General features: G+C 67.8%; 16 protein-coding genes. 8 read left to right on the forward strand and 8 right to left on the reverse strand.

The window, feature by feature from the left end; genetic code table 11:
- Positions 1–47 precede the first annotated feature (47 nt).
- Positions 48–1,757: an amidase gene (locus ACFQDH_RS04615; RefSeq protein WP_382398917.1), complete on the forward strand. Its 1,710-nt coding sequence runs from the start codon at positions 48–50 to the stop codon at positions 1,755–1,757.
- Between the two features lie 176 nt (positions 1,758–1,933).
- Here the strand turns inward: ACFQDH_RS04615 and ACFQDH_RS04620 are convergent, their stop codons facing one another.
- From ACFQDH_RS04620 to ilvA, 5 genes are all read right to left on the reverse strand, one after another.
- On the reverse strand, positions 1,934–2,602 hold the full coding sequence (locus ACFQDH_RS04620; protein ID WP_382398919.1) for a hypothetical protein: 669 nt from the start codon (positions 2,600–2,602) through the stop codon (positions 1,934–1,936).
- A 142-nt stretch (positions 2,603–2,744) separates the two neighbouring features.
- Positions 2,745–4,091: an HNH endonuclease signature motif containing protein gene (locus tag ACFQDH_RS04625; protein ID WP_382398921.1), complete on the reverse strand. Its 1,347-nt coding sequence runs from the start codon at positions 4,089–4,091 to the stop codon at positions 2,745–2,747.
- A gap of 267 nt (positions 4,092–4,358) precedes the next feature.
- Positions 4,359–4,868: a hypothetical protein gene (locus ACFQDH_RS04630; RefSeq protein WP_382398923.1), complete on the reverse strand. Its 510-nt coding sequence runs from the start codon at positions 4,866–4,868 to the stop codon at positions 4,359–4,361.
- Positions 4,855–5,631 carry a DUF1206 domain-containing protein gene (locus ACFQDH_RS04635; RefSeq protein WP_382398925.1) on the reverse strand — a complete coding sequence of 259 codons (777 nt, stop codon included), beginning with the start codon at positions 5,629–5,631 and terminating at the stop codon, positions 4,855–4,857. Before ACFQDH_RS04635 ends, ACFQDH_RS04630 begins: the two co-directional genes overlap by 14 nt.
- A gap of 109 nt (positions 5,632–5,740) precedes the next feature.
- Positions 5,741–7,036 (reverse strand): threonine ammonia-lyase IlvA, encoded by a 1,296-nt coding sequence (gene ilvA, locus ACFQDH_RS04640; protein ID WP_382398927.1) that lies wholly within the window; start codon positions 7,034–7,036, stop codon positions 5,741–5,743.
- A 250-nt stretch (positions 7,037–7,286) separates the two neighbouring features.
- On the opposite strand from ilvA, the gene ACFQDH_RS04645 reads away from it, so the two are divergent.
- Positions 7,287–8,066 (forward strand): SCO6745 family protein, encoded by a 780-nt coding sequence (locus tag ACFQDH_RS04645; protein ID WP_382398929.1) that lies wholly within the window; start codon positions 7,287–7,289, stop codon positions 8,064–8,066.
- On the opposite strand, the gene ACFQDH_RS04650 is transcribed toward ACFQDH_RS04645, so the two are convergent.
- The gene (locus ACFQDH_RS04650; RefSeq protein WP_382398931.1) at positions 8,063–9,214 is read right to left on the reverse strand and encodes a glycoside hydrolase family 3 N-terminal domain-containing protein; all 1,152 of its coding nucleotides are present in this window, start codon (positions 9,212–9,214) and stop codon (positions 8,063–8,065) included. The two genes, ACFQDH_RS04645 and ACFQDH_RS04650, sit on opposite strands and share 4 nt — an antisense overlap.
- Before the next feature lie 261 nt (positions 9,215–9,475).
- Between ACFQDH_RS04650 and ACFQDH_RS04655 the strand changes: the two genes are divergently transcribed.
- From ACFQDH_RS04655 to ACFQDH_RS04680, 6 genes are all read left to right on the forward strand, one after another.
- Positions 9,476–11,593, forward strand: coding sequence for a sensor histidine kinase (locus ACFQDH_RS04655; protein ID WP_382398933.1), 2,118 nt, complete (start codon positions 9,476–9,478; stop codon positions 11,591–11,593).
- Positions 11,593–12,006, forward strand: coding sequence for a hypothetical protein (locus ACFQDH_RS04660; protein WP_382398935.1), 414 nt, complete (start codon positions 11,593–11,595; stop codon positions 12,004–12,006). Before ACFQDH_RS04655 ends, ACFQDH_RS04660 begins: the two co-directional genes overlap by 1 nt.
- 23 nt (positions 12,007–12,029) lie before the next feature.
- Positions 12,030–12,854: a hypothetical protein gene (locus ACFQDH_RS04665; RefSeq protein ID WP_382398937.1), complete on the forward strand. Its 825-nt coding sequence runs from the start codon at positions 12,030–12,032 to the stop codon at positions 12,852–12,854.
- The gene (locus ACFQDH_RS04670; RefSeq protein ID WP_382398939.1) at positions 12,851–13,522 is read left to right on the forward strand and encodes a response regulator transcription factor; all 672 of its coding nucleotides are present in this window, start codon (positions 12,851–12,853) and stop codon (positions 13,520–13,522) included. The genes ACFQDH_RS04665 and ACFQDH_RS04670 overlap by 4 nt, the downstream gene beginning before the upstream one ends.
- 183 nt (positions 13,523–13,705) lie before the next feature.
- A complete protein-coding gene (locus tag ACFQDH_RS04675; protein WP_382398941.1) occupies positions 13,706–14,134 on the forward strand; it encodes a hypothetical protein in 429 nt (142 codons plus the stop codon).
- Positions 14,131–17,130 (forward strand): hypothetical protein, encoded by a 3,000-nt coding sequence (locus ACFQDH_RS04680; protein WP_382398943.1) that lies wholly within the window; start codon positions 14,131–14,133, stop codon positions 17,128–17,130. Before ACFQDH_RS04675 ends, ACFQDH_RS04680 begins: the two co-directional genes overlap by 4 nt.
- 109 nt (positions 17,131–17,239) lie before the next feature.
- Here ACFQDH_RS04680 and ACFQDH_RS04685 read toward each other — a convergent pair whose 3' ends face one another.
- Together ACFQDH_RS04685 and ACFQDH_RS04690 are read right to left on the reverse strand one after the other, a co-directional pair.
- Complete coding sequence (locus ACFQDH_RS04685; RefSeq protein WP_382398945.1) at positions 17,240–19,000, reverse strand: CDP-glycerol glycerophosphotransferase family protein; 1,761 nt, start codon at positions 18,998–19,000, stop codon at positions 17,240–17,242.
- A 23-nt stretch (positions 19,001–19,023) separates the two neighbouring features.
- The gene (locus ACFQDH_RS04690) at positions 19,024–19,863 is read right to left on the reverse strand and encodes a glycosyltransferase (protein ID WP_382398947.1); all 840 of its coding nucleotides are present in this window, start codon (positions 19,861–19,863) and stop codon (positions 19,024–19,026) included.
- Positions 19,864–20,041 lie beyond the last annotated feature (178 nt).

A 20,041-nucleotide genomic window follows, 5' to 3' on the forward strand; every position in this document is an offset into this window, starting at 1 on the left:
ATCGAGACCACCAGCCGACACAGTCAGCCGCACCAGAGGAGAATCCCGTGATCGATGTCGTCGAACGTTCCATCAGCGACCTGCGCGCCGCGCTCGAGGCGGGCGAGACGACCGCGGTCGAGTTGGTCGACGCCTACCTCGCGCGCATCGCGGCGTATGACGGGCCGGACACGGCGACCGCGTTGAACGCCGTCATCGTGCCCAACCCCGAGGCGCGGGCCGAAGCCGCGGCGTCGGACGCGCGACGGAAGCGGGGCGAGGTCCTCGGACCGCTGGATGGCATTCCGTACACGGCCAAGGACAGCTATCTGGTCAAGGGGCTGACGGCCGCTGCCGGCAGTCCGGCGTTCGCCGACCTGATAGCGCAGCGCGACGCGTTCACCATCGAGCGCCTGCGCGCCGGCGGCGCGATCTGTCTCGGCCTGACCAACATGCCGCCAATGGCGAACGGCGGGATGCAGCGAGGCCTCTATGGCCGGGCGGAGAGTCCTTACAACGCCGACTTCCTGACTGCGCCATACGCATCCGGATCGTCCAATGGCTCGGGCACCGCCACCGCTGCCAGCTTCGCGGCCTTCGGGCTGGGTGAGGAGACGTGGTCCAGCGGCCGCGGGCCGGCATCCAACAACGGCCTGTGCGCCTACACGCCGTCGCGCGGGGTGATCTCGGTGCGCGGCAACTGGCCGCTGGTCCCCACGATGGACGTCGTCGTGCCGCACGCGCGCACCATGGCCGACCTGCTGGAGGTGCTGGACGTCATCGTCGCCGACGACACTGACACCCGCGGCGACTTCTGGCGGGTGCAGCCTTGGGTGTCGATCGCTGCGTCGTGCGCGGTCCGCCCGCCGTCCTATTCCGCACTGCGAGAAGGACTTTCGCTTACCGGCATACGGCTCGGCATACCGCGGATGTATGTGAATGCCGACCCCGACGCCGGCACCGGAACGACGATCGGCGGCCCGACCGGCGAGCGGATCGAGACCCGGGGGTCGGTGATCGCCCTCTGGGAGGCGGCCCGCGCGGAGCTGGAGGCCGCTGGCGCGGAGGTGATCGAGGTCGACTTCCCGGTCGTGTCCAACTACGAGGGCGACCGGGCCGGCGCACCCACGATCGGCACGCGCGGGTTCGTCAGTCAGGAGTTCCTCAGCGAAGAGATCAATGGCCTGTCGCCGTGGTCGTGGGAGGACTTCCTCGCCGCGAACGGCGACCCGGCGTTGTCCTCACTCGCAGCCGTCGACGGCGCCACGATCTTCCCCCAGCCGCCCGGCGCGTTGGACCGCTACACCGGCTTCCCGGACGACATCGCGACCTACCCGGACTGGGTGCGCGAGCACCCCGGCGCTGACCTGGCCACCCTGCGGACGCTTCCCGACGGGTTGGCCGGACTCGAGCGCACCCGACAGGTCGACCTGGAGGAGTGGATGGCGTCGAACTCCCTTGATGCCGTGGTGTTTCCGGCGGTCGCCGACGTCGGGCCCGCGGACAGCGACGTCAACACCGCGTCGGCCGACCTCGCCTGGCGCAACGGCACCTGGGTCGCCAACGGCAACCTGGTCATCCGTCACCTCGGCATACCCACCGTCACCGTGCCGTTGGGCATCATGGCCGACATCGGGATGCCGGTCGGCCTGACCTTCGCCGGTCGTGCGTATGACGACAACGCGCTCCTGCGAATGGCCGCGGGTTTCGAGGCGCTCGGCTCACGACGTATGGCGCCGCCGCGGACGCCGCGGCTGTCCGGGCCGTCCGGGTCCTAGGTTCGGGCGCGCTGAGCAGACGCATGACTCCTGGGGTCGGCTTCTGCGGGTTATGCGCGACGCTCACGAACGATGACGACCCAGACCATGCCGACGATTCCAAGACCGATGAGTGCATGGCCAAGATCAAGATGACCGCTCATGCCGCCAGGTCTTCCGGTTCGCCGGAAGCGGTACTACGACCACGCCCGTTTGCCGCCGTGACGCCCCAGCACCGTGCCGTCGCTGAAGTGAAGCTCGCTGCGCGAGCGCCCTAATACCCGCTTCCTCAACACCATTCGAGTAGTCGGTGCGGCGTACGCATCGAGAAGGCGAAGTTGATCCTCGAGAGCCTCACGGGCGTCTCCTGATGTATAGCCGTATTCCGGCCAGCTGAACCCACCGGGGAAAGTCAGCAAACACACGTCGCCGTCCAGCTCAAGGTCCACCTCACCGATCCGCCCTGGCACGGCGATCTTCCACGTCCGGTAGCCGGCGCGACCTGGTTTGCACCCGCTGACCTGGTAGCCCCGCTCACGGCAGTGTTCACGAACTGCGACATTCGCTTCACCGCACCGACGCATCATCTGGTCTCTGTCGGACATGACGGCAGCGACGACACGTTCCACATACGCATGCGCCACGAAGTCGTCCTCGGCTTCGCGTGCTTGCTCCACCAGGTCAAAGACTGAGGTGTCGGTCCATCCCTTGCTCGTAATCACTCCCGCTAGCCACGCGCCGAGCACTGCGCGGGATGCCGCATCGTCGGTCGCGGGCAGACGACCGGCATCTGGTTCGCGTTCAAGGTCGTCCCGAATCCGCTGCAGCTCGGCGATCTGACGCCGCGTCAACTTCGCCATCGTCATGGCAGTACAGAAGCCGCAGAGTCGATCACTCCGAAAGGCTCCCCCAGAATGCGCCAGCGGACGAATGGTTTACGGTCAGGATCGTCTGTCCGGGCAAAAGTGGATTGACGGCGCGGACGGATCCGGTTCGGCCGGGTTGCCTTCAGGCTGCTGTGGTTTGGTGGCCGGGCATCCGGCCGGGTGTGAGGTCCCAGATCACGCGGTCGGGTTGTATGTCGGCGGTGTAACCCTGGCGGTGCACGGTCTGATGGTGTCGGCCGCACAGCATCGCCGAACTGGTCAGGGAGGTTTTGCCGCCGGCCCACCAGGGTGTGACGTGGTGGATTTCGCAGAAACCCGGTGGCCGGTCACAACCGGGGAACGTGCATCCGCCGTCTCGTAGGATGACTGCGACCCGGATTGCTCTGGTTGCCAACCGTTCTCGCCGCCCCACATCCAACGGTTGACTGGGTCCGCCGAGCACGACCGGGATCAGGTCCGCGGTGCACGCGAACCGGCGGGCAGCACCCGCGTCGAGGACGTCACCGGTGCTGGTGGTCGCGCCGTGACCGTGAAGGAGTTCCTGCAACCCCATCGTCAGCAACACGGTCGCCGCACTCGCCTGGGTGCCGTCCCCGGTCGCTGCCCGGGCACCGGCACCGACCAGGTCCATCAAGGCATCCGCCCGACGCTTACCCGGTGACCGCTCGTCACGCACCGGTTGCCCGGACGCAGTGGGCGAGTCGGTGGTGTCGTCGTCGAGGTTGAGTCCGAACGCCGCACCCGAGCCGTGGCCTCGAGCAGACGGGGCCTCGAGACGCTCCTTCGTCGCTCCTCGGCCACCGTCTGCGGGGTTCGCGGGCCGGGGTGCGGACTTGGCGTTGATCGCTTCTTTGAGGATCGCGGCGTTCGCCGGCGACAACTCCGCCACCAACCGCGTCATCCCCGTCGCAGTGGTGGACCAGGACAGTGATTCGGTGCCTTCGAGGTTCTCGTCATCCTGAGACAGTTTCTCCGGGGCGAACCGATCGATGATCGCCCGGGTCAGTCTCGTCAGCCCGTCACACCCGAGCGCGGGGTCGACCTGCAGGAACCAGCTCAGCACCTCGTCACGCTCCGCGGTCGGGATAACCGGTCCGACCTTGTCCGCTTGGAGCAGCGCGGTCCGTGCCGACTCCACCGAACACGAACCCTTCAACAATGCCTGGCCGATCACCGTGTTCTTGCGGTGCCGGCACGCATCAGCCACCGACGCCATCACCCGGATCGCCTTGGGCTCCAACCGGGTCCCGCCGGTCAGACGCCCGGAGATCCACTGGCTGGTGTTTGCCGCATCCGACCCCACCAGCACACCGCGATCCACCGCGTCCGCAGCCACGATCGCGCCCACCTGCGACGACCGACCCTGCAACCGCAACAAGGTCGCCATCAACTCAGCCTCGTCGTCCTCGCCGAACTGATGCAACGCACCCGGAACCTCGTCAATCACCTCCGCCGCAGCCCGCAACACCCCGAGAACCTCCGGCCCTCGCCCCGGTTCCGCCGAGGCACAGTCCACCATCAATGATCAATGCTCATGGTGTGAATCCCCTTCCCCTGTAAGCGTTTTCGCCTACCTACAGGATATCGAAGAGTGGTGTCAATGGCTAGCATTTCATCGAACACATTTCCGCGAATCCGTATAACTGCAGTCTCGTCGAGATCCGATCGAGTAGCGGGCGCGGGCTCCCCGGCGCGCGCCGCGCGGCGTCATACGACGACGGCGCTGCTGCGGCCTTCAGGCCGCTCGACGGCTCGTCCGTCGAGCCGCCCGGGCGACGCGCCGGTCGTTGAACTCCTGTGCGTTGACGGCGATCCACAGGCACGCGCAGGCGACCGGGACCTCGACGACTGCCGCCAATACGACCGCCTCCACCCGATCGGCGGTGGTGGACGCGGTGACCACGTCGAACCAGGCATCGATGAGCAGCGTCGCCGCCGTGACCGCCGCGAGGGTGGGCAGCCAACGGCCCCCTCGCAGCGCCGCGACCGCCGTGCCGGCGAGCACCAGGATGAGTCCGATGTCGAAGCCGGTCCACGCCACGTCGTAGTTCTCGGCCACGGCGCGTCCGGGCAGCGTCCAGGCCAGGTAGACGGTCCACGGGATGAGCAGCACGGCGCCGATCCCCAGAATCAGCGCGCTGGCCCACATCACGCGCGGCGCGCCGGTCGACGGCATCCGGCTGGGGTCGTATGCCGCCGCGACGGCGCGCTCCTCTCCCGGAGCCGGCTCCTCAGACCCGGCCATACCGCACCCGGGCGAGCGAATAGACGCCGAAGGCGGCCAGCCCGAGGGCCATCAGGGTCAGCAGCAACTGCCCGGCGACCGCGTGCCGAAGGGTGGACAACGCACCGTCGAGACCGGACGCTTGCGAGGACCGGTGCTTGGCTGCTGCGATCACGAAGAGCGCACCGACGATCCCGAGGGCGATGCCCTTGGCGCCATACCCGATCCGGCCGGTCCAGGTGATCGCCGCGCCGGGGTGCTCCCGGAGCTCCTTCAGGAATCGCGTCCGAATTCCCTTCTGGACGTGGTAGATCCCGATGCCGATGATCACCAGTCCGATGATCGCGACCAGCCAACGACCGCCCGAATGCTTCATGACGGTCGCGGTGAAGTCGGTCGAGGTGGACGCACTCGAACGACCCTTCTGCCGGACGAAGGACAGCGCGCTCCAGCCCATCGCCAGATAGACCACCGTCAGCGCACCGCTCTGCAATCGATCCGTGACCTCGCGAGTGACGAAGACCCGGCTGAGTTGCCACAGCGCGAGTGCGAGGAAGCCCGCCACGAAGACGATCAACAACACCTTCCCGGCGGCGTTCTGCGCGAGGGTCGCCAATGCGCCGGACTGGTCCGGCGACTTGCCCGACCTGTGGAAGGCAACCCGCACTGCGAGGTAGGCGATCAACAGATGCAGCACTCCGCTGGCGGCGAAGCCGACACGGGCGCCGACGTCGAGCGCCCCGCTTTCATTGACCTGCCGAACGCCGTCGCGCGCCTCGCTCATGTTCACCGGGCCAGATAACCACCCGCGACACCGCACCACCGGCCTTTTCCCGAACGCGGGGTTTGCCGGCCGGGACCGGTGGCACGGCCGGTACCTGCCCCCGACGTGCTCAGACGAGGTAGCGCAGCATCGGGCTGTCCAGTGAGATCGGTTCGACAACCAGCGGGGACGCCTCGGCGCGCTCCAGCAGCGCGTCATACGACGCCGGATCGCCGAGCTCCACACCGACCAGTGCCGGGCCGAATTCCCGGTTGTTGCGCTTGACGTATTCGAAGAATGTGATGTCGTCGTCCGGGCCGAGGATGTCCTGCAGGAAGCGGCGCAACGCACCGGGCTCTTGCGGGAAGTCGACGAGGAAGTAGTGCTTGCGACCCTCGTGCACGAGCGCTCGCTCGATGACTTCGGCATAGCGGCTGACGTCGTTGTTGCCACCGGACAGGATGGCGACCACCGTCGAATCCGGTTCGATGCCACGCCGATCCAGGTCCGCCATCGCCATCGCGCCGGACGGCTCGGCGATGATGCCGTCGACCTGATAGAGCCGCAGCATCTCCTGACAGATCGCACCGGTCTCGACCGTCGCGACCTCGACCCCGGCATCCCGGATGATCTCGAACGGCCGGTCGCCGACCTTGCGGACCGCAGTTCCGTCCGCGAAGGTGTCGATCTCGCCAAGGTCGAGTGGCGCACCCGCGTCCAGCGCGCCCTGCAGACTTGCCGCACCGACCGGCTCCACCGCGATCACCCGGCAGCGGTCGGCGTGGAACTCGGCCGGCGCCTCGGCGAGCGCAAGCAACGCCCCGGCCAGCAGGCCGCCTCCGCCGACCGGCACGAGGAGTATGTCGGGAGCGCGCCCCAGGTCCTGCAGGATCTCCCGGGTGACGGTGCCCTGACCTGCGATCACCCGCGGGTCGTCGAAGGCCGGCGCGAGAGTGGCACCGGTCCGGGAAGCATCGAGGATCGCCGCCTTGGACGCGTCGTCATACGTATCGCCGTGCAGAATCAGCCGCACGTGCTCGCCGCCCAGCGATGCGACCCGATCCCGCTTCTGCCGAGGAGTGTTGCGGGGCAAGTAGATTCGCGCGTCGACGCCCAGCTCCGCGCAGGCGAGCGCGACGCCCTGTGCGTGGTTGCCGGCGCTGGCGCACACGACACCCTGCTCGCGCTCCTCCTGGCTGAGCGCGCGAATCAGGTTGACCGCACCACGAATCTTGTAGGAGCGCACCGGCTGCAGGTCTTCGCGTTTCAGCAGTACCCGCGCACCCACCAGCTCGCTGAGACGGCTGTTGGGCTGCAGCGGCGTTCGCACCGCGAAGCCCTCGATCTCGGCTGCGGCCCGCGCCACGACACCGGCGCCACCGGGCTGCTCGGGTGCCCTCGGTTCGCGGTGTGCGGTGGCTGACACGCGGATCCTCCAGTTCGTCGACGACGGTCTCTCAATCTACGCACTGCGACGAATGTTGAGACGATGTCTCGCCGAATGGACGGAGGGCGTGACGGCGACGGGTTCGTGCGGCACGGTCGGGTCATTTCATCCCACGCTGTCGTATCCAGGCGATGCTGTTCGTGGCAATGATGAGACGACGCCACCCGAGCGCTGTCCCGATCACAGGAGCTGACGACCGATGTCGCACCCACAGAACAAGATTCACCGCATGTTCGAGTTGGTCGAACCCATCGGCACCATCACCTTCTCCGACATACCGAACGACGCGTTCCTGGCCGTCGGGATGCGCAACTACTGGGACGGCTACTTCGCCGGCCGCGCAGCTCCGCTCGGTATGGCGCCCGCCGAGGTCGTGCACGCGGTCTTCTACAACTTCGCCGATGGCGAGGTCGCCCGCCACATCCCCTGGGTATGGGGCAAGGTCACCCCGGAGGAAGCTCTCGCCATCCGGGAGCGCGGGAGCGCCGACGCCCTGCGACAGAAGATCGGTGCACTCGCCGACTCCCCCGGTCTGGTGCGCATCGCCGACCTCGCCACCCGGGCAGCGGTCAGCGCGCCGATGGAGGGACGGCCGTTGTATGCCGGGCTCCGCGCCCTCGCCATACCCGAAGAGCCGGTGGCCAAGCTCTGGCACGCCGGCACGCTGCTGCGCGAGCACCGCGGCGACGGGCACAACGCGACGCTTGTCGCGCACGGCATCGGCGGCAGCGAAGCGCACGTCCTGCTCGCCCTCGACATGGGCATGCGAGCCGAGGAGTTCGGCCGGTTGCACCACCTCCCGGCGGCGCAGATCGCGGGGGTTGTCGATGGCCTGCGCAGCCGCGGACTCGTCGACGCCGCAGGCGGTTTCACCGATGCGGGACGGGACCTCAAGGCACGCATCGAGGCCTGCACAGACGAATTGGCCGCGCCGGCATACGACGTGCACAGCGCGGCCGAACTCGACGAGCTGATCGACGGCCTGTCGCCGATCGCCGCAGTGCTTTAGCTCAGGCTGTCGCGCAACCGCCGCACCCGCGTGAGAGCGATCTTGAAGTGACCGGGGTTCAGCCGCCCGCTGGCCAGCGCAGCGGTGACGCCACTCACGGCGTCCTTACCCTGCTGAACATCGCGGCCCGAGCAGAGCAGGACATCCATGCCGGCGTCCGCCGCTAGGACCGAGCGTTCACCGGTGTCGCCATACGGATCGAGTGCGCCGGCCTCGAGGGCGTCGGTGATGGTGACGCCCTGGAAGTGCTGGCGACCGCGGAGCTCACCGTCGACGAAGATCTTCGACAGGCCGGCCGGATAGTCCGGGTCGATCGCCGGGTATGTCGCCCATGACGTCATCACCAGCTCGACGCCTGCGGCGATGACCGGCGTGAACGCGGCCTCGTCGATGGCCCGGATCTCGGCGGCGGACTGACTCAGCGTGACGACACCGAGGTCGGTGTTCTCGTCACGCGTCGCCCAGCCGAGGCCGGGATAGTGCTTCGCGGTGGACGCGACGCCGGTCGCCCGCTCCGCCTGGACGAAGGCAGCACCGAGCTCACCGCACACGGCGAAGTCGGAGCTGTAGGAGCGGCCGAAACGATCATCGAAGTTGCCCTCCTCGCGATAGACGTCTTCCACCGGGGCGAGGTTGAGGTTCATGCCGATCGACTTGAGCGCGAGGCCGGCACCATTGCCGGCCTTCGTTGCCTCGGCCAGCGGATCCGCAGACGCACCAACCTGTTTCTCGGACAGGATCGGTTCCTGCCCGCGCAGCCGGCGGACGACGCCGCCCTCCTGGTCGGTCATCAGCAGCAGCGGAGAGTCGCTCGTCGGACTCTGGGCATGTGCGGCCTTCAGCTCGGTCACGACGTCGGCGATCTGGGCGAGGCTGAGGATGTTCTCGCCGAAGAAGATCAGCCCGCCGACCATGCCGTCCTTGATCAGCTGCAGCATCTCGTCGGACGGCGTGGCGCCAGGGTAGGAGAAGATCACCCGCTGCCCGACCTGCTGCTCCGGCGACAGTTTCGCGAACCACGGCGGGTCCGCGAGCGCGGACTGGGTCGACGCGAGGCCGAGAGCCAGCCCGCCGCCGATCACCCCTCCCGCGCGAAGAACGGTGCGTCTGCTGATTGGAAACTGGCTGATCCGAACCTGCGAACCCATGACGGGCCTCCTTGTCGCCCGGGCATCGGGGGTGCGCTCGGGCGTAAACAAGTGTCGCAGTCCCGATGCTTCTGAGGGACGGTTTACGGCACAGAGGATTTCATTCGCACGGGACGGGAGGGACTCTCGCTGACCGCCCGGGTCACCTGCAGCCATGCCGGCCACCTCACCGCGGGCAACCGATTCAGATTCGCCCGGATGCCAGCAGGCCTATTCTGAAAAGGTTGACAACCGGCTGATGCGGGCGTGAAGGGGGCTGAGGTGCCCAGGTTCGAGCGACTGGCCGTGCGGATCGCGTTCGCGCTGTATCTCTCCGGCCTCCTGGTCTGGCTGGCACTCGGCCTGGTACCGATGCACCTCGCGCGGCCCGATATGTCGCACATGGCACTCGACGCGACCACGCCGCTGGAGACCGGCGTCGAATATTTCTTCAGCGTGCTCAACCTGACCCTCGGGGTGCTGCTGTTCCTCCGGCGCCCCGATGAGCGGGTGCCGCGCCTGCTCGCGTTCGCCCTCCTCGGCACCGCCGCGACCTTCAATCTGCCCAGTCACCGCGCCTTCCATCTCACCGGGTCGCCGTGGCCGATCGCTCTCATCCACTTCGCCTTCCACATAGTCTCGGGTGTGACCTACGTATGGGCCGTCATACTCTTCCCGGACGGCACGCCGCCACGCCGAATCCGGTTGCCAGGCTGGACAGTTCGGCTGATCGTTCTGATCACGACCGCGGTCGTGGCGGTGGTGTGCTGGCGCAGCAGCTTCCTGAACCATCCGCAGTTCTTCGTGGTGTTCTTCGGCATCGCCGTCGCCCTGATCGGGGTCGGCGCACAGGCGATGCGCATCACCGACCCCCGCACGACGACAGGCGAACGCGCGACGGCGCGCCTGCTGTGCGCCGCCCTGCTGCCCGCCCTGGCCGTTGCGCTGGTGTGGTTGGGAGCCGGCGTTGTCGCCACAGCTTCGGGCCCGGCGAGCCAGGCGGCATCGCTGCAGCTGACCATCGAGCGCTTGTTTCCGGCAGTCTTCGCGGTTGTTCCCGTCGTCCTGTTCGCCGCAGTTGTGCACTACCGGTTGTGGGACATCGACCGGCTGCTCAGCCGCATCCTCCTCTACGGACTGCTTGCTCTCGGGCTCAGCGCGGCCTACGTGCTCGCGGTCGCGATGGGCAGTCGTATGACGCACGGCAGCCTGTGGGTGACAGCGCTGACACTTTCGGTGGCGGCCGTGCTGGTCGAACCGCTACGGACCGCTGGTCGCACCTGGGCCAACCGCGTGGTCTTCGGTCAGGTGTTGAGCCCTGCCGACGCGATGCGCCAGCTCGCCGGCTCGCTGGAGCGCCTGACACCTACCACCGAACTCGAGCATCTGGTCACGGTGACGGTCGCGGCGACCCGGGCCAGCGCGGCGGAGCTGTGGCTGGTTGACGGGAACCGACTGGTGTCGGCAGCGTCCACCCGGCCCCGATCGGACGAATTCGACCTTCCTGCAGGGAAATTGGCAGCCGACCGGCTTGCCGACCTGGTCGGCGCAGAGCGTGGCTGGCCGGTCCGTCATCAGGGTGAGCTGCTCGGAATGCTCGCCGTGCACACCCCACCCGGCGAGCGACTCGCCGCAGCTGACGACACGGTCGGTAGCGAGATCGCAGCTCACGCCGGGCTGCTCGTGCACAACGCCGCGTTGACCGTCACCCTGGCCCGCCAGGTCGACGTCCTGGCAGGACAGGCCGCAGCCCTCACCGAGTCGCGGCGCCGTCTTGTGGCCGCGCAGGACGCCGAGCGCCATACCCTCGAACGCGCCTTGCACGACGGTGCCCAGCAGGCTCTGGTTGCCGCCATCATCGGCGCGCGCGCCGGCGCCGGCGCCGCTGCGCTGTCTCAACCGGACCACGACAATTTGCGCGACGTGCTGCGCATCGCGCGGAACGACATCCGCGAACTCAGTGGCGACGGCCGGCCCGGTGCGCTGCGCCGGCTTGGACTCGCCGGGGCCTTGGAACGCGCCGCCCGGCTGGCCGGACGAACCGGGCTCGAGGTCGAGTTGCGCGTCGAGCTGGGATCGCCCGCACGTCCACTGCCTGCGGAGGTTGAGACGGCGGTCTACTTCGCGTGCGTCGAGGGCCTGCAGAACGTCGTGAAGTATGCCGATGCCGGGCACGCTTTGGTCTCAGTCGAATCCGCCGCCGACGAGATGTCTTTCGAGGTGATCGACGACGGTACGGGCGCCTCCCCTGGCACTGCGGCGGACTCTTCAGGAGGCCTGTCCGCGCTCTCCGCTCGGCTGAATGCACTCGGTGGCGAGGTCGAGTTGATGCGCGGCACGCAGAGCGGCACCCGACTGCACGGCAGGCTTCCGGTCCGGCACACCGCGAGAGTGCACTGATGAACTCGGTGGGGCTGCGGTTGTCGGCCGCGCGGACCGCCTGCCGGTTCGTCGTGGCGGGGGTGGTCTTCGGTTCGGCCGCACTCGCATACGCATTGGTCGCTGGGCACACCGGCCAGCCGCCACTGGCCGGGGTCGTCGGCGTCACCGTCGTCGTTGCCGCCGCGCTGTGGTTGCTGCGGGAACCCATCGATCGGCTCGCCGCGCGGGTCGTTCTCGGTGTTGGTGCCGATGGGTATGCAGTGATGCGCGAACTGACGGCGCAACTGGCCGCCACGCTCCCCGTCGACGAGGTGGCCCCCGCGTCGCCGAAGCCGCCGGCCACGCGACCGGCAGCTCACGAGCCGAGGTTCGCCTGTGGCTGGCCGACGGCGATTCGTGGGCCCGGTCCTGGCCACCCGCCAGCTCGTTGATCGGCCGCGGTACGGCCGTCGCCGTGCGGCATACCGGCACGGCGCTCGGCGAGATCGTGGTCGAGGGCGACGACAACGCCGGCGCCCTCTCGTCGTGGGACCGCCGGATGCTGGACACTTTGGCCCGCCCGGCCGGCGCGGCACTGTCGACCGTCCGACTGACCGTCGAGCTGCGCCAGCGCAAGACAGAACTCGAGCGACTGACCGCCGCGCTACGCGCCTCCCGGGAGCGTCTGCTGACCGCCCGCGCGACGGAGCAGCAGCGGATGCGCGCGGAAGTCGCGACTCGCGTCGGCACCCACGTCTCGGCCGCCCTCGCCGCCGTCGGTGACTGTCGGGTGGCTGCTCCCGGAGAAAGCTTGCTCGAGAGCCCGCTCGCCACGGCAGCCCGAGAAGCGGAGCTGGCACTGGACGAGCTGCGCAACATCGCGCGCGGGATCTACCCGCCGACGCTCGCCGAGGTCGGGCTCGCGGCGTCGCTGGAGTCGTGGCTCGCCAGGGCCCGGGTGGATGCCACGCTTGAGGTCACCGCCGACCTCGGAAGCCTTCCGGTCTCCGGCGCATCCGGGGTCGGCCCGGAGGTCGCAGCCTGCCTCTACTTCTGCGCGGTTACGTCGCTGGGACACCTCGCGCGACACCGAGCGAGCGCGATCCGGGTCGGGATCTCAGCCCGCCCCTGCGTCGTTCTGTCGCTCGAGGCTCATGTCGCCGGGTCGGTCGGCAGCGAGACCATCGAGTTGGTGACCGACCGTATCGAGGCATTCGGTGGCAGCGTGCGCAGCGAGCTGGGCGACAACGAATTCGCCGTGACCGCAACGCTTCCCGGATCCGCGGGCGTGCCGACGTGAAACCGATCCGACTGGTGTATGCCGAGGACAACTTCCTGGTCCGCGAGGGTGTCCGGCGGATGATCGACGGCTCGGAAGCGCTGCAAGTGGTCGCTGCCTGCGACAGTTTCGACACCGCACTGGCGGCCATCGCGGAGCATCTTCCCGATGTCGTGCTCACCGACATCCGGATGCCCCCGGCGCACAGCGACGAGGGCATCCGCATCGCCGAGCACTGCCGCCGCGCCCACCCGCAGATGGGTGTACTGCTGCTCAGCCAGTATGCCGAGGCGGCATACGTGAAGGTTCTGTTGCGCCAGGGCACTGGCCGTCGCGGGTATCTGCTCAAGGAGCGGGTGGCCTCGATCGGCGAGCTGACGTCGGCGATCGAGGCGGTCGCATCCGGCGGCACGGCGATCGACCCCAAGGTCGTGGAGGTGCTGGTCCAGGTGCGCTCGCGCGCGGACGATCTCAGCCTCGCACGGCTGACTCCCCGGGAACGGGAGGTGCTCGCCGCCATCGCCCAGGGCCACACCAATGCCGCAGTCGCAGCCGAGCTGGTGCTCAGCCAGCACGCGGTCGAGAAGCACATCAACTCGATCTTCGCCAAGCTCGGACTGACCGGGGACACCCGCCAGCACCCGCGGGTGCGGGCCGCGCTGCTGTTCCTCGCCGAGGGCCAGCGATGAACGTTCGGGACTGACGGTTCGGGACTGGGCAGATGGGGGTGCCTGCACCCCTATGACGAGGTGCGCGCACCCCGCTTCCAGGACGCGTGCCGGCACCATCGGCCCAGGCCCGATATCGGCGGATCGTGGATTCCACCAGCCCAGCCACCACGGTAGGGCGTTCTCCCAGAACGGAATTCAGCCATGACAACCACGATGCACGCCAGCACTTCCGCCGCGATCGCCGCGCCACTGCCCACTGTCCCCGCCACGGTCTACACACTGCCCGGGATCTCCTGGCTCTCCCTGCAAGTACAGGGCACCACCGGCACGCTGACGGTCGGCGCGACCAGCGTCGCCGTACAGGTCACGCCTCCGGCGGACGGTTCGCCGGCCAGGGTGCAGGCCGACCTCTCACAGGTCACGGTCGGCGCGCTCGTCGCGGCCGCTGGGTCGGGCGACCCGCTCGCGTCGCTACCGGGAGTGCTGGCGGACGCCGTCTCGTCCGCCGCGATCGCGAGCGTCGGGGTCAGCGTCGACCTCGCCGGGCACCGACTCGTCGGCTGCGACCTGACGGTGGACGCAATCCCGTCCTGGGCGCCGGGGGCGTTGAACTGGACGCATTCGCAGTGAAATTCACGTTCACCCGGACCGCGGACGGGACCGAGATCGACATCACCGGCACCGCCAGCTTCGCCGGCGCGGGCATGGTCGTCAACGTGAAGCGCGACCCGTCCGCAACCGGCGCTGCTGCGTGGTCGTTGCATGCAGGGCTGACCGACGGAGCGACGCTGAACGCGTCCGCAGTCGCTGCGGCATACGGGCTCACCGTGGCGAGCAGCCTGCCGGACCTCATCCTTTCCGGCTGCGCGCTCGACGCCACCCTGGACGGTTCGGCTGTCTCATTCACCGCCACGTCGCCGTCGCAGTGGACCGTCCCGGTGGGTCCGGACGGCATCTCGGTCGGCAAGGTTGCGGTGGCCTTCAGCCGCACGACGACCGGATCCACCGGGTCCGTGTCCGGGACCGTGCACCTGGGCGGGGTCGACATACCGATCGCGTATGCCGTGCCCGGCGGACTCACCCTGCACGCAACCGTCGACTCGGTGGCGCCGTTCGCGCTGATCCAGGACGTAGTCGGTGCCGCGGGTGTCGGCGCACTCAGCCTGCCGCCGGAACTGGTCTCGTTGGCGCTCACCGATGTGGTCCTGGCGATCGATGTCGACAAGGCCGAATTGTCCTTCGCCGCAAGCGGTCCCGGCTTCAAGCGGGTGCAGGCCGTTGTCCGCAAGGGCACCGGCTGGGGATTCGCGGTCGGCATCGAACTGGACGACGACTACCGGTTCTCGTCGCTCTCCCCGGCGCTGACCGGGCTGGACACCGTGCACCTGCCGGATGCGCTCATCGTCATCTCCTCGTTCGACGACACGGCGTTCACCTTCGACGAGCTGCAGCCGGTGGCCGGCAAGGGCGTGAGCGAGGGCGTGCTCCTGGACGGCCGGCTCGACCTGTCCGGGCTGGGCGCCGACAAATTCCTCGGCGAGGCCCACCTGGATGTGAAGGCCGAGATCGGTCCGTCGCTGGCGGATCTGGAACTCGACGCGGGTGTCGGCGACATCACCATCGCGGACGGCGTCGTGTTGAAGGAGGCCAAGTTCGCGCTGCACCCGGACCCGGAGAACGTGTCGATCTCGGTGTCCGGCGCCGTCGACGTGACCATCGACTCCAGCCCGCTGGAATTCATCGGCGGGGTGAGCGTCGTGCCCAACGGCATCTCGTTCTTCGCCACGATGAAGGGGACCTGGCAGGATCCGTTCGGCGCCAAGGGAATTGCGCTCACCGACGTCTCGCTGCAGATCGGCTCCGACTTCGAGGGCGTCCCGTCGATCGGCATCGCCGGCGGCCTGACCATCGGTGCGTTCCAGGGCAACGCGGCCGTCTCGTTCAACTCGCAGAACCCGGCCCAGAGCGTGCTCATCGTGGCGTTCAATCACCTGTCGCTGATGGACGTCGTGGACACCTTCTGCCCGTCCCAGGTGACGGCGGACATCCCGGCCGACGTCCAGGGGACCCTCGCCGGCATCTCCCTGGAGAACGTGGACCTGTATGTCGTGCCGGAGGACACCTCGATCGGCGCGCTCACCTACAAGCAGGGCCTGCGGGTCGGCGGCACCTTGCACGTCTCCGGGTTCACCGCCACGGCCGACGTCGAGGTCGACCAGCAGAACGGCATCAAGGCGAGCGGGTCGCTGTCACCGGTGGTCGTCGGTGATGTCTTCTCGCTGACCGGGACGGACCCGAAGAACGGGCCCGACCTGGACATCGAGGTGACCACCTCCGCGGTGCCGAAGATCGCCTTCGACGGCCAGGTCAACCTGCTCGGCGTGACGGCCGGCGCCTCGGTCTCACTGTCCGACTCCGGTTTCGACTTCCGGTGTGCCGGAAGGGTTTTCGAGCTCTTCTCGGCCGACGTGCACAGTTATGGCGGCAACCTGCAGTCCGGGGCCGGCTTCATGGTGCACGCGGACCTGCAGCAGGACTTCCTGTCCGACCTCGCCCGCCGCGCGGCCGCGGTCCTGCAGCAGGCCGGCGCCGACGCGCAGGCCCGCATCACCGCCGCCCAGCAGAGCGTCACCGCTGCCAACGCGGACGTGCAGCGCTTCACCACATCGGTGCAGTCCGCGCAGGGCGATCTGACACGCGCACAAGCCGACGCGACGCAGCAGCTGCAGGGCTTCTCCGCCAAGGTGGCTCAGGCGCAGCAAGCGCTGGGTGCGATCGACGCGCAGATCGGTACGACTCGCGCCCAGATCCAGTCCGAGCGGGACAGTGCGGCTGCGCAACTGCACGACCTGCAGCAGAAGCTCATCGTGGCGCAGAGCGCCGCCGGCACTCTCACCAACCAGGTCAACGGTCAGCAGGCTCAGATCAATCAGCTGAACGGTGAGATCTCCTGGTGGAACAACTGGTACAACAACCTGGCCTGGTACGACAAGGCCTGGGGCTGGACCGAGCTCGGCGCCGAGGTCGGCTGGCGCGGCACCCAGGTCGCGGCGCTCGAGGTCTCGATCCAGGGCTTGCGGGGCTCGCTCGCTGCGGCGAACGGTGTCCTGCAAACGGCGCAGCAGGCCGTCAACGCGGCACTGGCCGCGCAGGCGAACTACCCGATCGACCAGGACCCGCGGATCCTGGCCCTGCAGGGTGGGGAGGCGGCTGCCAGGGGCGCGCTGCAGACGGCACAGAGCGCGCTGACCGCCGCGCAGCAGGTGACGACCGCGGCCATCGCGGCCGCGAGCAAGGCTGTCGACGGCTTCCAGCAGCAGCTGGGCACCGCCACCATGGTGCTGCAGGCAGCGAATGCGGCTCTGGCACAATTGAATTCGGCAATCGGCGACGTGGCCGCGGTCGGCTCCTACATCACCGAGCACGGGCTGGACAGCCTGCTCGACGTGAAGTCGGCGTCGTTCACCGGCACTCTGGACGCCACCTCTGGCGGCTCGGTCACGCTCGACGCGGACGTCGTCTTCCAGGGCACCGAGGACAACGTGCACCTGGCCTACGACTTCCACGACCTGGTGGCCGGGGCCGAGGAGCTCGCCAAGGAGGTGCTGCCCGCCCTGCACGTCTGATCCGGCGTAAGCGCCCGGCGCCATACAGCCTCCGAGCTCAGCCCGGGGGCTGTATGGCGCCTTACCCGTCAGCACGCCAGGCCGTGCCGGTGCGCGAAAGGCTCTCGCCTCAGCTCAGGAACTTGGCCTCGATCTCGTCGGTGATGCGCTCGGCGGCGGACCCGTCGGTCAACGGAATGGTGCGTGCCACGCGTTCGTCGTAGACGCCCGGCCAGTCCGACGCGGACGCCGAGTAGGCGCAGATGGTCTGCGCGATCGCTCCGTCCACGGACGACTCGACCGGGCCGAAGCCGTCCTGCGCGTAGTCCCAGCGGCCGGGCAGGTAGGTGTGGCCACCATTGAGGAAACTGTCCTGGTCGAACTGGAAGAACACGACCCGCGACTTCGCCAGCGCAGCGTCGAAGAAGATCGACGAGTAGTCGGTGACGGTCACGCGCGCCCTGCTCATCAACTCAATGGTGTCCGGCGTGGATTCGATGACCTGCACATGGTCCGGGTAAGAAACCTCTGGCGCGTTTCCCCGCAGGTTCGGGTGCGGGAGATAGACGACCTGTGCGCCGCTCTGTGCGGCGAACTGCTCGAGATCCGGGTGGCAGAGGAAACCCATCCATTTCCGGCCGTACTCCGTGTGCAGGAATGGCTCCTTCAACCGTCGCTGAGCCCCGAATGCCGACTTGGGCAGGAAGAGCGAGTTCCGCCACGTCGGTGCGACCAGGATGATCGATCGCTGGCCGAACGGGTGCTTCGCACCGGCGCGGGCCGCCGCGTCATACCGGGGAAATCCGGTCAAGGTCACCGAGTCGGTGGTCAGCTTGTATGTCGTCCCATCGGCGACTATCGACTCGTGCTCATCGACGCTGGCGGTCGTGAGGAGATCGATGTCCTTGCCGTTGAACCAGTGCGCGAGATTGTGTTGCAGCACACCGTGCTGCAGATAGACGAAACGCCACGGCCGTTGGCTTCGCCGATAGAAATTCTTGGGGACCGGTTGCTCCATCTCGACGTCCAACTGGGAGGACGCGACGACGGCGGCGCATTGCAGTGCGACCAGGTGCTCGATACTGCGGAAGTCGATGAGCCGGAACCCGCGACTCTTCAGTCGATCCCACTCGGGGCCGCCCTTCTGCAGGACGAACCAGGCATTGATGTCGGGTCGCTCGCGGTCCAGATAGTCGTAGAGATACTCACCGTTGTCGCCGGCGGAGCGCAGCCGGTCCATGACGAGCCACGCACCGTCATACTTCTGGTGGAAATGGGGCGTCTTGGCCAAGTTCCGGATGAATGCCCGGTATCGACTACCGCGCAGGGTGGCCGCCCTCCGCGCGATCTCCGCGTTCCGAAGCGGTGCTTTCGTCCAGCAGACCAACTCCTCGGCGCCCCGGATCGCCACCTGTCTCCAGATCGGGGTGGATCGGTTCTCAGCAGAGCCGAAGGCTTCCTTCGCGTGCGCGTGCGTCGAACCGAAGTAGTAGTTGACGTGCCGCAGGAGCTGCGGTTTGCCATTCAGGCAGAGCGTGACCGACGCGATGGCGGGCAGCCTGATGATGCGCTCCTTCAAGTCCTCCTGGCCGAAGTAGTCCAACTGCCGAGTCTTGACGGCCAGCGGCTTGATCGTCCGGCCAAGTGAGTCCAACTGCTCGACGGGTTGCTCGCCCTGGAACAGATAACTGAGCTCGAACGCTCCCGGGACATTCTTCGCGACCCGGACCGCACCCGCCGCGGGCAGCGGGCTGCCACCGAGGGTGAGCATGAGTGCGCGAGCTTCCGGAGCTATAGCGGTCAGCCGGTAGTCGACGATGACGTGCGGGTCGAGTGACTCCAGAACTGTTCGGAGCAGGCCAATGACCTGCTTCTTGTCGACGTCGTCCAAATGGGTCGCCTTGCGTTCCACAGTCAGCTCACGCGGGAAGAACCACCCGAGGTCGTAGAGGACGATGTTCTGCAGCCACTCCGGCGGCAGTTCGGCCTGCGAGAACCTCTCGAGCAGTGGGATATAGCCCCTTTCGAATCTGCCAAAGTAGAAATCCGGGTTCGTGCGATAGGTGTCCGCGGCCGAGTCCCCGCCTCGCGGCGGCGGTAGTAGTAAACGGACTCCGTCAGTGGCGCAATCCTTGTCGTCGGGGCGGCAAGTAAGTACGTCGACGCAAAGACGGCATCCTCGGCGACGCGTAACCCTTCGACGAACCGAACGCCGTGCTCGCGGATGACGTCCATCCGGAAGAAGGCCGATGCAGATTGGGTCTGGATGAACGTCGGCCGCCTCGCGAGGTCGACCGCTCCGGTTCCTTCTCGGAACTTGAAGCGAAGCGGGTGCTCATCGGACTTCTTGCCGGTCGATTCGGTGAATCGCTGAACGTTGCCGCTGAGCAGCACGACACCATCGTCGAGCTGCTCCAAGGCCTTGGCTGCGGAGCAGAAATACCCATCGCTGACAAAGTCGTCCGAGTCCGGGAAAGTCACCCAGTCGCCGGTTGCGGCGTCGAGTCCCCTATTGCGCGCCGCTGACACTCCGGCGTTCTGCTGTTGTATGACGCAGCCGTCGAACTCGGCCGCGTTGAGCCAGGTGGCGGCAATCGCGGCCGAGTCGTCGTCGGAGCCATCGTCGACAAAGATGAACTCCACCGTGTAGCTGCCGACTTGTTGGCGATCGAACGACTCCAGCAGATCCGGCAGATACCGGGCTGTTCGGTAAAGGGGCACAACGACGCTGAATTTGGGCTGCACGAACGCCACCGACACGGCATCCTCTCGCTTCGACAGGGCTGGTCCTGTTGCGTCCGCGACGGTGCCACAAGGATGCTGTGAAGTTGCTGAGTGAAGCTGAGACTTCTTTCAGCTTCAGTCGACGGGCGCCTCGTGTATCAACCGGTCCACGAGAAGACTCCTCAGAGTGTTCGCTCGTATGCCTGTT

It is taken from the genome of Flexivirga alba, from assembly GCF_042661025.1.
Taxonomy (GTDB): Bacteria; Actinomycetota; Actinomycetes; order Actinomycetales; family Dermatophilaceae; genus Flexivirga; species Flexivirga alba.

Excerpts from the sequence above, each read along its gene's own strand:
- ACFQDH_RS04620 (WP_382398919.1), bottom strand. The coding sequence starts at position 2,602 with ATGACGATGGCGAAGTTGACGCGGCGTCAGATCGCCGAGCTGCAGCGG.
- ACFQDH_RS04630 (WP_382398923.1), bottom strand. The coding sequence starts at position 4,868 with ATGGCCGGGTCTGAGGAGCCGGCTCCGGGAGAGGAGCGCGCCGTCGCG.
- ACFQDH_RS04635 (WP_382398925.1), bottom strand. The coding sequence starts at position 5,631 with ATGAGCGAGGCGCGCGACGGCGTTCGGCAGGTCAATGAAAGCGGGGCG.
- ACFQDH_RS04645 (WP_382398929.1), top strand. The coding sequence starts at position 7,287 with ATGTTCGAGTTGGTCGAACCCATCGGCACCATCACCTTCTCCGACATA.
- ACFQDH_RS04650 (WP_382398931.1), bottom strand. The coding sequence starts at position 9,214 with ATGGGTTCGCAGGTTCGGATCAGCCAGTTTCCAATCAGCAGACGCACC.
- ACFQDH_RS04660 (WP_382398935.1), top strand. The coding sequence starts at position 11,593 with ATGAACTCGGTGGGGCTGCGGTTGTCGGCCGCGCGGACCGCCTGCCGG.
- ACFQDH_RS04675 (WP_382398941.1), top strand. The coding sequence starts at position 13,706 with ATGACAACCACGATGCACGCCAGCACTTCCGCCGCGATCGCCGCGCCA.